8 protein-coding genes are annotated in these 13,193 nt (G+C 74.8%); 6 read left to right on the top strand and 2 right to left on the bottom strand.

The window, feature by feature from the left end; all coding sequences use genetic code 11:
* Positions 1 to 139 precede the first annotated feature (139 nt).
* The 3 genes from glgX to IF45_RS0103415 all read left to right on the top strand — a co-directional run bounded on the left by glgX (position 140) and on the right by IF45_RS0103415 (position 6,339).
* Entirely contained in the window at positions 140 to 2,287 is a 2,148-nt protein-coding gene (gene glgX / locus IF45_RS0103425) for a glycogen debranching protein GlgX (protein WP_003951612.1), read from the top strand.
* Positions 2,288 to 2,379: 92 nt separating this feature from the next.
* Entirely contained in the window at positions 2,380 to 4,869 is a 2,490-nt protein-coding gene (gene treY, locus IF45_RS0103420; protein WP_008410977.1) for a malto-oligosyltrehalose synthase, read from the top strand.
* Positions 4,870 to 5,052: 183 nt separating this feature from the next.
* Positions 5,053 to 6,339 carry a M14 family zinc carboxypeptidase gene (locus IF45_RS0103415; protein ID WP_008410976.1) on the top strand — a complete coding sequence of 429 codons (1,287 nt, stop codon included), beginning with the start codon at positions 5,053 to 5,055 and terminating at the stop codon, positions 6,337 to 6,339.
* Positions 6,340 to 6,520: 181 nt separating this feature from the next.
* On the opposite strand, the gene IF45_RS0103410 is transcribed toward IF45_RS0103415, so the two are convergent.
* The gene (locus IF45_RS0103410; protein WP_008410975.1) at positions 6,521 to 7,072 is read right to left on the bottom strand and encodes an FHA domain-containing protein; all 552 of its coding nucleotides are present in this window, start codon (positions 7,070 to 7,072) and stop codon (positions 6,521 to 6,523) included.
* Between the two features lie 236 nt (positions 7,073 to 7,308).
* Between IF45_RS0103410 and treZ the strand changes: the two genes are divergently transcribed.
* From treZ to IF45_RS0103395, 3 genes are all read left to right on the top strand, one after another.
* Positions 7,309 to 9,075, top strand: coding sequence for a malto-oligosyltrehalose trehalohydrolase (gene treZ / locus IF45_RS0103405; protein ID WP_008410974.1), 1,767 nt, complete (start codon positions 7,309 to 7,311; stop codon positions 9,073 to 9,075).
* Positions 9,072 to 9,551 (top strand): NUDIX hydrolase, encoded by a 480-nt coding sequence (locus tag IF45_RS0103400; RefSeq protein WP_008410973.1) that lies wholly within the window; start codon positions 9,072 to 9,074, stop codon positions 9,549 to 9,551. The genes treZ and IF45_RS0103400 overlap by 4 nt, the downstream gene beginning before the upstream one ends.
* A gap of 113 nt (positions 9,552 to 9,664) precedes the next feature.
* Positions 9,665 to 12,034: a GTPase-associated protein 1-related protein gene (locus tag IF45_RS0103395; protein ID WP_008410972.1), complete on the top strand. Its 2,370-nt coding sequence runs from the start codon at positions 9,665 to 9,667 to the stop codon at positions 12,032 to 12,034.
* Positions 12,035 to 12,294: 260 nt separating this feature from the next.
* Here IF45_RS0103395 and IF45_RS0103390 read toward each other — a convergent pair whose 3' ends face one another.
* Complete coding sequence (locus IF45_RS0103390) at positions 12,295 to 13,044, bottom strand: phosphotransferase family protein (RefSeq protein WP_030305401.1); 750 nt, start codon at positions 13,042 to 13,044, stop codon at positions 12,295 to 12,297.
* Between the last annotated feature and the right edge of the window lie 149 nt (positions 13,045 to 13,193).

Below are 13,193 nucleotides of genomic sequence, written 5' to 3'. Positions count from 1 at the left end.
CCCGGGGGCCCGGCCCGCCGTGGTCACCCGGGTGGACCGGCCGAAGTCCTAGGTACTGGCTCCACTTTCGGGAAGACTCAGCACGAAGCGGTCCCACTGTTCCGGGCTTGTCCCGGGCCTCAGATGGAAGAGTCGAGCCATGCAGGTCTGGCCTGGACAGGCGTATCCCCTCGGTGCCTCCTACGACGGCGCCGGCACGAACTTCGCGGTCTTCTCGGAGGCGGCGGACCGGATCGAACTGGTGCTGCTGCACGACGACGGCTCCGAGACGGCGGTGGAGCTGCGCGAGACCGACGCCTTCGTGCGCCACGCGTACCTCCCCGGCGTCATGCCGGGACAGCGGTACGGCTTCCGCGTGCACGGCCCCTACGCCCCCGAACGCGGCCAGCGCTGCAACAGCGCCAAGCTCCTCCTCGACCCGTACGCCCGCGCGGTCAGCGGCAAGATCAAGTGGGGCGAGGAGGTGTACGGCTACCACTTCGGCTCCCCGGAGAAGCGCAACGACCTCGACTCGGCCCCGCACACCATGACCTCGGTGGTGGTCAACCCGTACTTCGACTGGGGCGACGACCGCCGCCCGCGCACCGACTACCACCGCACGGTGATCTACGAGGCCCACGTGAAGGGGCTGACGATGCTCCACCCGGCCCTGCCGGAGGAGCTGCGCGGCACCTACGCGGCCCTCGCCCACCCGGCGATCCTGGAGCACCTCACCGAGCTGGGCATCACCACGCTGGAGCTGATGCCGGTCCACCAGTTCGTCAACGACCACCGCCTCGCCGACGCCGGCCTCGCCAACTACTGGGGCTACAACACCATCGGCTTCTTCGCCCCGCACAACGCCTACGCCTCCTGGGGCGACCGGGGCCAGCAGGTGCTGGAGTTCAAGTCGGCGGTCCGCGCCCTGCACCAGGCGGGCATCGAGGTCATCCTCGACGTGGTCTACAACCACACCGCCGAGGGCAACCACCTGGGCCCGACCCTCTCCTTCCGGGGGCTGGACAACGCCTCGTACTACCGGCTGAGCGGCGACGACCCCCGCTACTACATGGACACCACGGGCACCGGGAACTCCCTGCTCATGCGGTCCCCGCACGTCCTCCAGCTGATCATGGACTCGCTGCGGTACTGGGTGACGGACATGCACGTCGACGGGTTCCGCTTCGACCTGGCGGCGACCCTGGCCCGCCAGTTCCACGAGGTGGACCGGCTCTCCTCCTTCTTCGACCTGGTGCAGCAGGACCCGGTGGTCAGCCAGGTCAAGCTGATCGCCGAGCCGTGGGACGTGGGCGAGGGCGGCTACCAGGTGGGGAACTTCCCGCCGCTGTGGACCGAGTGGAACGGCAAGTACCGCGACACGGTCCGCGACATGTGGCGCGGCGAGCCGCGCACGCTGGCGGAGTTCGCCTCCCGGCTCACCGGCTCCTCCGACCTGTACCAGGACGACGGGCGGCGCCCGCTGGCCTCCATCAACTTCGTCACCTGCCACGACGGCTTCACCCTGCACGACCTGACGGCGTACAACGACAAGCACAACGACGCCAACGGCGAGGGCAACCGGGACGGCGAGAGCCACAACCGGTCGTGGAACTGCGGGGCCGAGGGCGCCACCGACGACCAGGAGGTGCTGGAGCTGCGCAGGCGGCAGATGCGCAACTTCGTCGCCACCCTGATGCTGTCGCAGGGCGTGCCGATGCTCAGCCACGGCGACGAGTTCGCCCGCACCCAGCGCGGCAACAACAACGCCTACTGCCAGGACAGCGAGGTCTCCTGGGTGCACTGGCCGGAGCAGGGAGACGGCAAGGCGGCCCCGCAGGAGCCGGAGGGCGGGCAGTCGCTGCTCGACTTCACCCGGGCGATGGTCTGGCTCCGCCGCGACCACCCGGTCTTCCGGCGCCGCCGCTTCTTCCACGGCCGGCCGGTGCAGGGCACCCACGACGACCTCTCCGACATCGCCTGGTACACCCCCGAGGGCGAGGAGATGACCCAGCGGGACTGGGACTCCGCCCAGGCCAGGGCGCTCACCGTCTTCCTCAACGGCAACGCGATCTCGGAGCCGGGCCCGCGGGGCGAGTCGATCCACGACGACTCGTTCCTGCTGATGTTCAACGCCTCCCCCGAGCCGCTGGAGTTCCTCGTCCCCACCGGACTCGGCCAGGAGTGGCAGGCCGTGGTGGAGACCGCAGCCCCGGAGGGGGCCCGGCCGGGTGACGGCCCCAAGGTCAAGGCCGGGCAGCGGCTGACCCTGCCCGACCGCAGCCTGACCGTGCTCCAGCGGCCCGCCTGAGGCCGCCCGTGGCCCGCCGGGGACCGGGCGCCCGTCACCCCGGCGCGCCACGCGATGACAACAACGGCCGCCCGGCGGGTACGTACTCGTCCATGACGCCCGCCTCCCCGGTGCCGCCCGCGCCGCCTGCGCCGCCCACCGCCACGTACCGGATCCAGCTCCACCCCGGCCACCCCTTCGCCGCCGCCGAGGCCGACGTACCGGCACTCGCCGCGCTCGGCGTCTCCCACCTCCACCTCTCCCCCGTCCTGGAGGCGGTGCCCGGCTCCACGCACGGGTACGACGTCACCGACCCGACCCGCGTCCGCGCCGAGCTGGGCGGCGAGGCGGGGCTGCGCTCCCTCTCCCGGACCGCCCGCGCCCACGGCCTGGGCCTGGTGGTGGACATCGTCCCCAACCACATGGCCGCCGACCCGGTCCACAACCAGGCCCTGCGCACGGTGCTGCGGGACGGCCCGCACTCGCCGTACGCCGCCTGGTTCGACATCGACTGGGCGGGCGGCGGCGGGCAGCTGCTGCTGCCGGTGCTCGGCGAACGCGCCGGCGAGGCGGCGGCCGGGATGCGCGTCGAGGACGGCGAGCTGCGCCTCCCCGGCGGACTGGCCCTGCCGCTGCGCGCGGGCACCGAGCGGCTGCCGCTGCCGGAGCTGCTCGACGCCCAGTGGTACCGGCCCGTCTGGTGGCGGCTGGCCCGCACCGAGCTGAACTACCGGCGCTTCTTCACCATCAACGACCTGATCGCGGTCCGGGTGGAGGACCCGGCCGTCTTCGAGGCCACCCACGCCACCGTCCTCGCCCTGCTCGACGAGGGCGTCGTGCACGGCCTGCGCGTCGACCACCCCGACGGCCTGACCGACCCGGGGGCCTACCTGGCCCGGCTGCGCGAGCGCTCCGGCGGGCGGTGGACGGTGGTCGAGAAGATCCTCGCCGACGGCGAACCGCTGCCGCCCGCCTGGCCGGTGGCCGGCACCACGGGCTACGACGCCCTCCGCCACGTCGACGCGGTCCTCACCGACCCCGAGGGCGCCCGCACCCTGGTGGAGCAGTACCGCGCCTTCGCCGACCCGGAGCCGGAGGAGGGCGGCGAGTGGCACGCCACCGCCCGCCGCGCCGCCCGCCAGGTCGCCGGGCACGACCTCGCCGCCGAGGTGGAGACCCTGGTGCGGATCGCCACCCGGGTCTGCGCCTCCGGCCTCGGCCTGCGCGACCACGCCCCGTGGGCGCTGCGCACCGCCGTCCGCGAACTCCTCGTCCGCGTCCCCGTCTACCGCCCCTACCCCGAGCAGTCCCCCGCCGAGACCGCCGCCGTCCTCACCGAGCGGGCGGCCGAGGAGGCCCGCGCCGCCTTCGACGTGCCCGAGGAGGCGCACGCCGTGGACGTGGTCCGGGGCCTGGCCGCCGGCACCCTGACCGGCCTCTCCGACACGGCGGGCGCGGACGCCTTCCGGGCCCGCTTCGCCCAGGTCGCCTCGGCCCTGCACGCCAAGGCCGTCGAGGACCGGGCGTTCTACCGGTACGTCCCCCTCCTCTCCGCCTGCGAGGTCGGCGGCGACCCGGGCAGCCCGGCCCTGGCCCCGGAGGCGTTCCACGCGTTCTGCGCGCGGCTCCAGCGGGAGTGGCCGGAGACCGGCACCGTGCTCTCCACCCACGACACCAAGCGCAGCGCCGACGCCCGCGCCCGGATCGGGGTGCTCGCCGAGTTCCCGCGCCTGTGGGGCGAGTTCCTGACCGGCGCCGTCCGCCGCGCGGGCAAGGACGCGGCGGCCGCCGTCGGCCTCCCCTTCACCTGGGCCGCCTGGCAGACCGCCTGCGCCCTGCTGCCCGAGGACGGCACCCCGCCGTCCGAGAGCGCCGGTTCCTCCGCCGACCGGCTCTCCGGCGCCCTCCTCAAACACGCACGCGAGGCGGGCCTGCACACCACCTGGACCGAGCAGGACCCGGCGTACGAGGAGGCCGTGGAGCGGTACGTCCGCGAGGGGCTGACCGGGACCGCCGCCGACCAGTTCCCCGCCCTCGCCGAACGCCTCGGCCCCTACGTCCGCGCCCGTGTCCTCGCCGCCGCCCTGCTCCACCTGACGATGCCGGGCGTCCCCGACGTCTACCAGGGCACCGAACACGACCTGCGCACCCTCATGGACCCCGACAACCGCCGCCCGGTCCCCTCCCCGGCCGGCGCGCTCCAGACGCTGGGCTCCGGCGGCCGGCCCACCGGCCTGGACGAGGAGAAACTGGCCCTCACCGCCACCGCGCTCCGCCTCCGCCGCGACCGCCCCGGTCTCTTCGGCGCCGCCTCCGGCTACCACCCCGTCACCGCCCGGGGCCCGGCCGCCGCGCACTGCCTCGCCTTCGGGCGGGGACCCGGCACGAACCCGCCGCTCCTCACCGCCGTGACCCGGCTGCCCGGCGCCCTGCACCAGGCGGGCGGCTGGCGGGGGACCACCCTGCCGCTGCCTCCCGGGCGGTACACGGATCTGCTGGCCGGGGCGGACCCGCGCCCCACCGCCGCCTACGAGGGCGAGGCCGACCTCGCCGCCCTCTTCGCCCACCGCCCGGTCGCCCTGCTCCGACGCGAGGAGGAATGAGGACCCCGGCTGAGTACGCGCCGGGCCGTACGCCGGAGTGCGCCGTACCGCACCTGGCGTAGTTGCGCGCGGGACGGCGTGTTCTCCTCCCCCGTGCGCCCCGGTGCGGCGGATCGTACGGTGCACGTCCGGCGTCCACGCCCGCGCAGGCCGCCGGTGGCGAACAACGGGGGGTGGGCGCGCATGTCCCAGCACGAGCACGCGGATTCCTTCTTCACACCGGACACCGGAGGGGCCGCGGCCGACCGCTTCCCGGTGCCCTCGGAACTGGTGCGCGCCGCCACCGCCCTGGTACGCCGACATCCCCGGCTCTGCGCCCTGCGCCGGATCGGTCTCTCCCGCGCGGGGCGCCCGCTCCACCTGCTCTCCGTCGGCCACGCGGACGCCGCCGTCCTGGTCGTCGCGGGGGCGCACGCCAACGAGCCGGCGGGCGGACCGGCCGTACGCCGCCTGGCCGCACGCGTCGTCGCCGACCCCGCCCTGCGGGCCCGCGCCTCCTGGCACTTCCTGCTCTGCGCCGACCCGGACGGGGCGCGCCTGCACCGGATGCGCGCCCCCGGCTCACTCCTGGAGTACCACCGGCGCTTCTACCGTCCGCGCGGCGCCGAACAGCCCGAGTGGTCCCCCTCCTACGTCCCGCCGGACCGCCTGCCTCCCGAGACCCTGGCCCTCACCGGCGTCCTGGACGAGCTGCGCCCCTACCTCCAGGTCTCCCTGCACGGCACCGACCTCGGCGGCAGCTGGGTGCAGGTGACCCGCGACATCCCCGGCCTCGCCGAGCCCTTCGCCAAGTCCGCCGCCGAACTGCGCATCCCGGTCGAGGCGGGCCCCTCCGACGCGGTGGGCTGGCCCGTCTCGGGCCCCGGCGTCCACGTGATGCCGGAACCCGGCGCGGGCACCCCGTTCCCCAGCGTCCCCGAGGACGTCCGCCACAGCACCTGGCACCACATCCACCGCTACGGGGGCCGCACGGCCGTGGTCGAGGTCCCCCTGTGGGCGAGCGACCGCGTCACCGACCTCACCCCCCACCCGGACCCCGCCGCCGCCCTGCGCGCCAGCGCCCACCGCCTGCGCACCCACACCCGCGCCGTCACCCGCGTCCTCACCACCGCCCTGCCCCACCTCCCGCACCCGCCGGGCCCCCTGACCCGCTCGGCCCGCTGGATCCTCGACCTCTCCCCCGCCCTCGCCGACGACTGGGAGCACCTGCCCTCGCAGAACGCCACCGCCGCCTACGTCTCCGGCATGGAAGCCTTCGGCCGCCGCCTCCCCCTCCGCGCCGCCGGCATGCTCCTCCGCGAACTGACCCGCCACCACCCCCCGTCAGCCACCACCCTCGAATCCCTCGTCACCCACTGGTCCCACGACTTCACCACCCGCTTCACCCCCCGCTGGGTCCCCCTGGAAGCCCAAACAGAACACCAGACCCGAACCACCTTGGCAGCCGCCATCCACACCCCACACCCCTGACCAGCACCCTGACGCCACCTACACCCTCCGCCAGCCGGTCACCCCCTCACCGGCACGCACCCCAGAAGCACCACTCAGCCCGGCCACAACTTCAGCCCGGCCGGCGACTGAGGCCACTTCTCAAGCCCGGCCGGCGTCTGAGGCCACCTTTCAAGCCCGGCCGGCCGGCCCAAGGCCAATCTCAAGAAACCGCCACGCGATACACCATGGACCCGAAACTGACATGGTCCCCGTCCCGCACCACGGCAGACCCCACCACCCGACGCCCGTTCACGGAGGTCCCGTTGGTGGACCCCAGATCCCGCACCACCCACATCCCGCTCTCGAAGCTCAGCTCCGCGTGATAGCGCGACACCGTGTCATGGCTGAGCCGCAGCCCGTTCCCCCGGTCCCGCCCGATCCTCAGCGCCCCGCGCAACTCGGGCCCGGGCAGCAGCAACTTGGGCAGCCGCTCGGCCTGCCAGGCCCGCCGCATCTTGACGGTGAAGCCGGAGACGGCCCGCACCGACCCGAACACCGCCCGCGAGAGCGCCCCCTCCTGCGGCAGATCGGCCGTCAGCTCGGAGAGCTGGGCCACACTGCGCGCCGCGAGCGCCAGCTCCATCCGCCGGATGAAGGTGTCGTGCGACAGCCGTCCCTCGGCGGCCCCGTCCCGCAGCACCTTCAGCGCCCGGTCCCGCTGCGCGTCGGTGACGCGGGGCGCCGGCTGGGGGTGGAACTGCGAGGTGGTCACCGCCCGATTGTCCGCCACGCCGCAACACGCTGTCCAGCGCCGCACCCGCCCCCACCGGCCCGCCGGCGGGCCGTCAGCGAACCTCCGTCGGAAACGAATTGATCTCACCACCCCGTCCTGCCCCCGGTTGTCGGTGGCAGCGTGTTGACTGTTGACAGCGGTGTGTGAGCACCGCGAGAAGACCGCCCGCGCCCGACGGCACGGGGCGACACCGACCGAGGACGGGCGAGAGACGGATGACCGAGGGGGCCGAGGTGGCACGGTTCGAGGTGTGGGCACCGGACAAGGACGAGGTGACGCTCGACGTGGGCGGCGAGCGCCTCCCCATGGAGCGGGACGTCTCCCGCCAGGGCTGGTGGGCCGCCCAGGCCCCGGCGGAGGACGGCACCCGGTACGGCTTCTCGGTCGACGGCGGCCCGGTCCTCCCCGACCCCCGCTCCCGCCGCCAGCCCGACGGCCCGGACGGCCTGAGCGCCGTCGTCGACCACGACGCGTACGCGTGGCGTGTCCCGTGGCCCGGCCGCGGCCTGCCGGGCGCGGTCCTCTACGAGTTGCACGTCGGCACCTTCACCCCCGAGGGCACGCTCGACGCCGCGGCGGACAGGCTGGACGCCCTGGCCGCCCTCGGCGTCACCCACGTCGAGCTGATGCCGCTCGCCCCGTTCCCGGGGGTGCACGGCTGGGGGTACGAGGGGGTCTCCCTCTGGGCGGTCCACGAACCGTACGGCGGCCCGGCGGCCCTGAAGCGCTTCGTCGACGCGGCCCACGAGCGCGGCCTCGGCGTCGTCCTCGACGTGGTCCACAACCACCTCGGCCCCTCCGGCAACTACCTCCCCGCCTTCGGCCCGTACTTCACCGACACCCACCACACCCCGTGGGGCTCGGCCGTCAACCTCGACGCCCCCGGCTCCGACGAGGTCCGCGCCTTCCTGGTGGAGAGCGCCCTGGCCTGGCTGCGCGACTACCACCTGGACGGCCTGCGCCTGGACGCCGTGCACGCCCTCTGCGACACCCGGGCGGTGCACTTCCTGGAGGAGCTGGCGGACGCCGTCCGCGACCTCTCCCGCGACCTGGGCCGCCCGCTCTTCCTCATCGCCGAGTCCGACCTCAACGACCCGCGCCTGATCACCCCGAGGGACCAGGGCGGCCTCGGCCTCCAGGCCCAGTGGAACGACGACTTCCACCACGCCCTGCACACCGCCCTCACCGGCGAGGCCGCCGGCTACTACGCGGACTTCGCCGAACACCCCCTGCGCGCCCTGGCCAAGACCCTCACCGGCGGCTTCTTCCACGACGGCACGTACTCCTCCTTCCGCGGCCGCACCCACGGCCGCCCCCTGGACCGCACCCGCGTCTCCGCCCACCGCCTCCTCGGCTACGCCCAGACCCACGACCAGATCGGCAACCGCGCCCAGGGCGACCGCCTCGCCGACTCCCTCCCGCCCGGCCTGCTGGCCTGCGCGGCCGCACTGGTCCTCACCGGCCCGTTCACGCCGATGCTCTTCATGGGCGAGGAGTGGGGCGCGCGCACCCCCTGGCAGTTCTTCACCGACCACACCGACCCGGAGCTGGCCGACGCGGTCCGCCAGGGGCGCCGCCGTGAGTTCGCCGCGCACGGCTGGGCCGAGAAGGACGTCCCGGACCCGCAGGACCCCGCCACCCGCGACCGCTCGTGCCTCGACTGGTCGGAGCGGGAGCGCGAGCCGCACCGGCACCTCCTGGAGTGGCACCGCACCCTGATCGCCCTGCGCCGCGCCCGTCCCGACCTCCTCGACGCCGACCTGGCGGCGGTCCGCGTCGCCTTCGACGAGCAGGCCCGCTGGTTCGCCTTCCGCCGGGGCGACATCAGGGTGGCCCTCAACCTCGGCGACGAACCGGCGGCCATCCCCCTCGGCGGCGGCGCCCTGCGCACCCTCGCCGGCTGGGACGACTCGGCCTCCCTGGACGGCGACGGTGTCCTCCACCTCGGCCCGCGCTCGGCGGTCGTCCTGGGCGAACGGTGACCCCGCCGATACGCCTCCGGGCCGCCGCCTACGTGATCCGGCGCGGCCCGGCCCCGGCCCTGCTCGTCTTCGACCACGTGGGCATGCCGGAGGCGGGCACGCAGGTCCCGGCGGGCGGCATCCGCCCCGGCGAGCCACCGGAGCGGGCGGTGGTGCGGGAGACGGCGGAGGAGACGGGAGTGGCCGCCACCGTGGTGCGGCGCCTCGCGGTGGAGGAGAAGCCGCACCCCGACACGGGACTCCCCCGGCGGACGACCTTCTTCCTCCTCCACGCCCCGGACGAGGCGCCGGACAGTTGGCTCCACCAGGTCGGGGGCGAGGACGGCGACGCGGGGTTCACCTTCGCCTGCCGCTTCGTCCCTCTTCCGCTGGACGGCCCGTTGGCCGACGGACAGGACGCCTGGCTGGCCTCGGCCGACCCCGCCTGGGCCACCCCCGGCCCGCCGTCCGCCCCCGCCGCCGCGAAGTGCTCGTAACCGTTCCGCCGAACTCCGCCCGGGGGAACGCCTGTTCTGCTGGGATGGCACCGGCGGCCCGCCGGGCAACCCGCCGGTGCCCGGGCCCGACCGGCGCGAAAGGATGCGGACGTATGAGCCTCGCCCAGCTGCACCACACCTCGTCCGGCCCCGGCCTGGCCGCCGTCTCCCCGGGTGTCCCGCCCGGCATCCGCAAGGCGGCGGAACACCTCTTCGGCTACGTCCCGCCCCGGGGCACGCCCCCGCACCCCACCCCCGCCGAGGTGGACCGGCTGCCCACGGCGTACGCGCTCACCGCGCTGGAGGACGGCAGCCTCCTGCTCAGCCACACCGCGCCCGTGGCGGCCGGCGGCCCGGCCGGCCTCACCGCCCACACCCACGCGGTGCACCTCCCGCACGGGGCGGCCCTGCCGGACGACGCCCTGCCGGTCTTCTGCTGGGGTGCGCCGCAGTGGGCCCGTACCACTCCCGAGGGCGGAGTCCCGAAGCCCGTCGCCGCCTTCACCCCGGCCCGCGAACTGAGCCGAAGCGCGCTCACCCAGTTCGCCGCCACCCGCACCCCGTGGCTCGCCGACTTCTTCGCCGCGATACGCACCCTGGTCGCCGACCCGGCGAGCCCGCCCCTCGTCGTGGTCGAGCGCGACCCGGTGGCCGTCGCCCGCTGGCTCGCCCTGGCCGCGACCGCCCTCCCGCCGTCCGAGGCCCACCGGCTCACCTTCACCACGTACACCCGCGTCCCCGCCCACGGACACCGCATATCGGGCATGCTCCCCGAGGACTACGCCGCCCTGGACGACCCGGGCCGCTACCGGGTTCTCGACTGCTCCGCCGCCCCTCCGCCCCCGCGTCCCGTCCCGGACCTCTGGGCCCGCCTCTGCGCCCGCGTCTGGCTGGCCGGCGCCCCCGGCCTCTTCAAGGAGACGGCCCACTCCCCCGAGCCGGGCTGCCTGGCCGCCGCCGCGGTACGCACCGGGGTCCAGGTCGATGCCGAGGCCCGTGCGGTCGCCGCCGCCTGGATCGCCGCCGCCGGACCCGCCGTGGGCCAGAGCCAACTCGCCGCCTTCGTCACCGCCCTCAGCGCCGCCGCCGACCAGAGCGACCCGGTCGAGGCCCCCGCCCTCACGGGCCTGCGCGAGGCACTCCGCGGCCGCCTGACCGTCAGCCAGCTGGAACCCCTGACGGCGACCGCCCTCACCGCCGCCGTCCGCACCGACATGCCCCGCCTCCCCTTCCTCTACGCCGGGGACCTCGGCCCCGCGCTGCGCGACCGGCTGGCGTCCCGGCTCCGCTCCGACATCCGGCGCGGCCTCACCGACCCCGCCGCCCCTCCGCTCGGCCGCCCGTTGGCCCTGCTGCGGATCGCCGAGACCCTGGGCGTCGACCACGCCGACCTGCTGCCGGAACTCACCTCCCGCGCGGCCCGCGCCGTCTTCGCCGACCCGGAGGCGGCCGCCGGCATCGAGGAGTTCCGCTCCACCCTGACCGGCAGCCCCTCCGTACGGAACGCGGTGGTCGACCGCCTCGACGCCCTGGCGGCCGAGGACCCCGCCGCCGGCTCGCGCGTACTGGCCGCGCTGCCGCTGGAGGTGGACCGCTTCTCCGCGCCCCACCTGCTGCTCTGCTCCCTGCCGGTTCCGGAGGGCGACCGCGTCGCGGCGGTGGAGGGTCTGCTGCGCGCGGGCGGCCTGTCGCCCATGACCGCCCCCGAGGCGCTGGGGACCGCGGCCCGCCGCGTCTGGGCGGAGGTTCCGCCCACCGGTGACGAGGCCCGGCGCCTCCTGGCCGCCACCGGCTCCGACACCCACCGGACCGCCGGCACCCTGCCGTTCCTGCTCCGCGCCGCCTTCGAGGCCCGCCCCGACGACGAGGAGGCCGGCCTGCTGGCGACCGACCTCCTCAACTCCTTCGCCCCCGACCTCACGGCCCGCGACTGCGTCGCCCTGGACCTGCTCCTCTACACCGACCGCCTCGGCACCCCCGCCGAGGGCACCGAATGGGTACGCCACCTCACCGAGCACGCCACCGCAGCGGCCCCTCTGCCGGACGCCCTGCGAACCCGCGCGGAACGCGCCCTCGCCCACCGTCTCCTCGCGGGCGAGGCCGACGACATCGCCGAACTGAGCGACCTCGCCCGCTCCGGAGAGCCCGCGTTCCTCGCCGCGTACGCCGAGGTGGCCGCCGAGGACGCCACGGCCCGGCGTCTCCGCACCGACCCGGCGTACGCGGCGGCCTGCTTCCGCGACTGGTCGTCCCATCCGGGCGCCACCCCCGCATGGGACGAGACCCGGCTCTCCCTCCTCACCACGGTGCTCCGCCCCGTCGTCCGCGCCCTGCCGGCGGAGGAAGTGCGCCAGATCGAGCACCTGCTGGCCTCCCACCGCAGCACCCTCGCCGAGGAGTTCCGCGCGGCCAACCAGGGCCGCCTGACCCGCCTCACCCGTGGCCTGACGACCCGAGGCCGCCGCCGCGGTACCCCGTCGTAGCCACGGCGTTCCAGGAGGCGGGCACAGCGAAGCCCCTGGGGTGCGATCGAGAAATCTGACGTCTCCACCGCACTGCCCGGGGGCCTCGTTAATTACCATCCTGCCGCACTTCCACCCGCCCCATCGGCCACGGAACGGGTCCCCGGCCCCTCGTCACTCGCGAGAGCGACAGCCACCGCAAGCCCGGCCCGCCCCGGCGTACGACGCCTGCACAGATGTACCGAACACCTCATCCACCAGCAACGCCGAGCCGCGCACCCTCACATCCGAGACTTCAGTACGTCGACCTCGCAGCCCGGCGCGAACGGGTCGAAGCCGTGCTCGCTCAGCCACCGGACCGCCAGCAGACTCCTCAACGCCCACCACGCCCGGACCACTTCGAGATCGACATGACCGCCGTAGCCGGCGAGGAGATCACCGAGACGCTCCTCGTGTCCGAGCGAGAAGGTGGCGAGGTCGTACAAGGGGTCGCCCTGGCCGGCCTCGGACCAGTCGATGACGCCCGTGACCTCGTCGCCGTCCAGGAAGACGTGCGCGATCTGGAGATCGCCGTGCGTGAACGCGGGGGTCCACTCCCGGAACGCGACCTCGGCCACCCGCCGATTGCGCGTGACCAGCTCGGCCGGCAGCAAGCCCTTCACCACCAGCAACCGGCACTCCCGGTCGAGTTCCTCCGCCAGCGTGACGACGCTCCGGCCGGCCCGCCCGGTCCACGACGGCAGCGGCGCCTCGTGCAGCTGCCGGATGGCGGCGCCCGCAGCCATCCACGCCGCCGACGTTCCGGTCGAGGGCCCGCCCAGACGCCCGAGCGTCGTCCCGCGAAGGGCGGCGAGCGCGAGCACGGGCGGCTTGTGCCACAGAACGTCCGGAGTGGGGACCGGCGCGAGCGCCATCGCCTGGACCTCGACATCGACGCGCGCCCGATCCGCGTCCACCTTCAGATACACGTCACCGACGCGCAGAGTCGCCCGCTCGGAATGGGCGACAACAACTTCGACCTCATCATCCATGGCCGCCCAGTATCCCGGGGAGGACCGCCGCCGTCGCCGGATTTATCGCGCACCCGGGCAACAAAAAAGTGGTGGTCCCCGGACCGAAATCCGGGGACCACCACTCTCAATAATAGTTCGGCGGCGTCCTACTCTCCCACAGGGTCCCC

The sequence above is a fragment of the Streptomyces albidoflavus genome, assembly GCF_000719955.1.
GTDB lineage: Bacteria > Actinomycetota > Actinomycetes > Streptomycetales > Streptomycetaceae > Streptomyces > Streptomyces albidoflavus.
The sequence above is the reverse complement of the archived record's forward strand: the minus strand, read 5'-3'. Positions and strand labels throughout refer to the sequence as shown.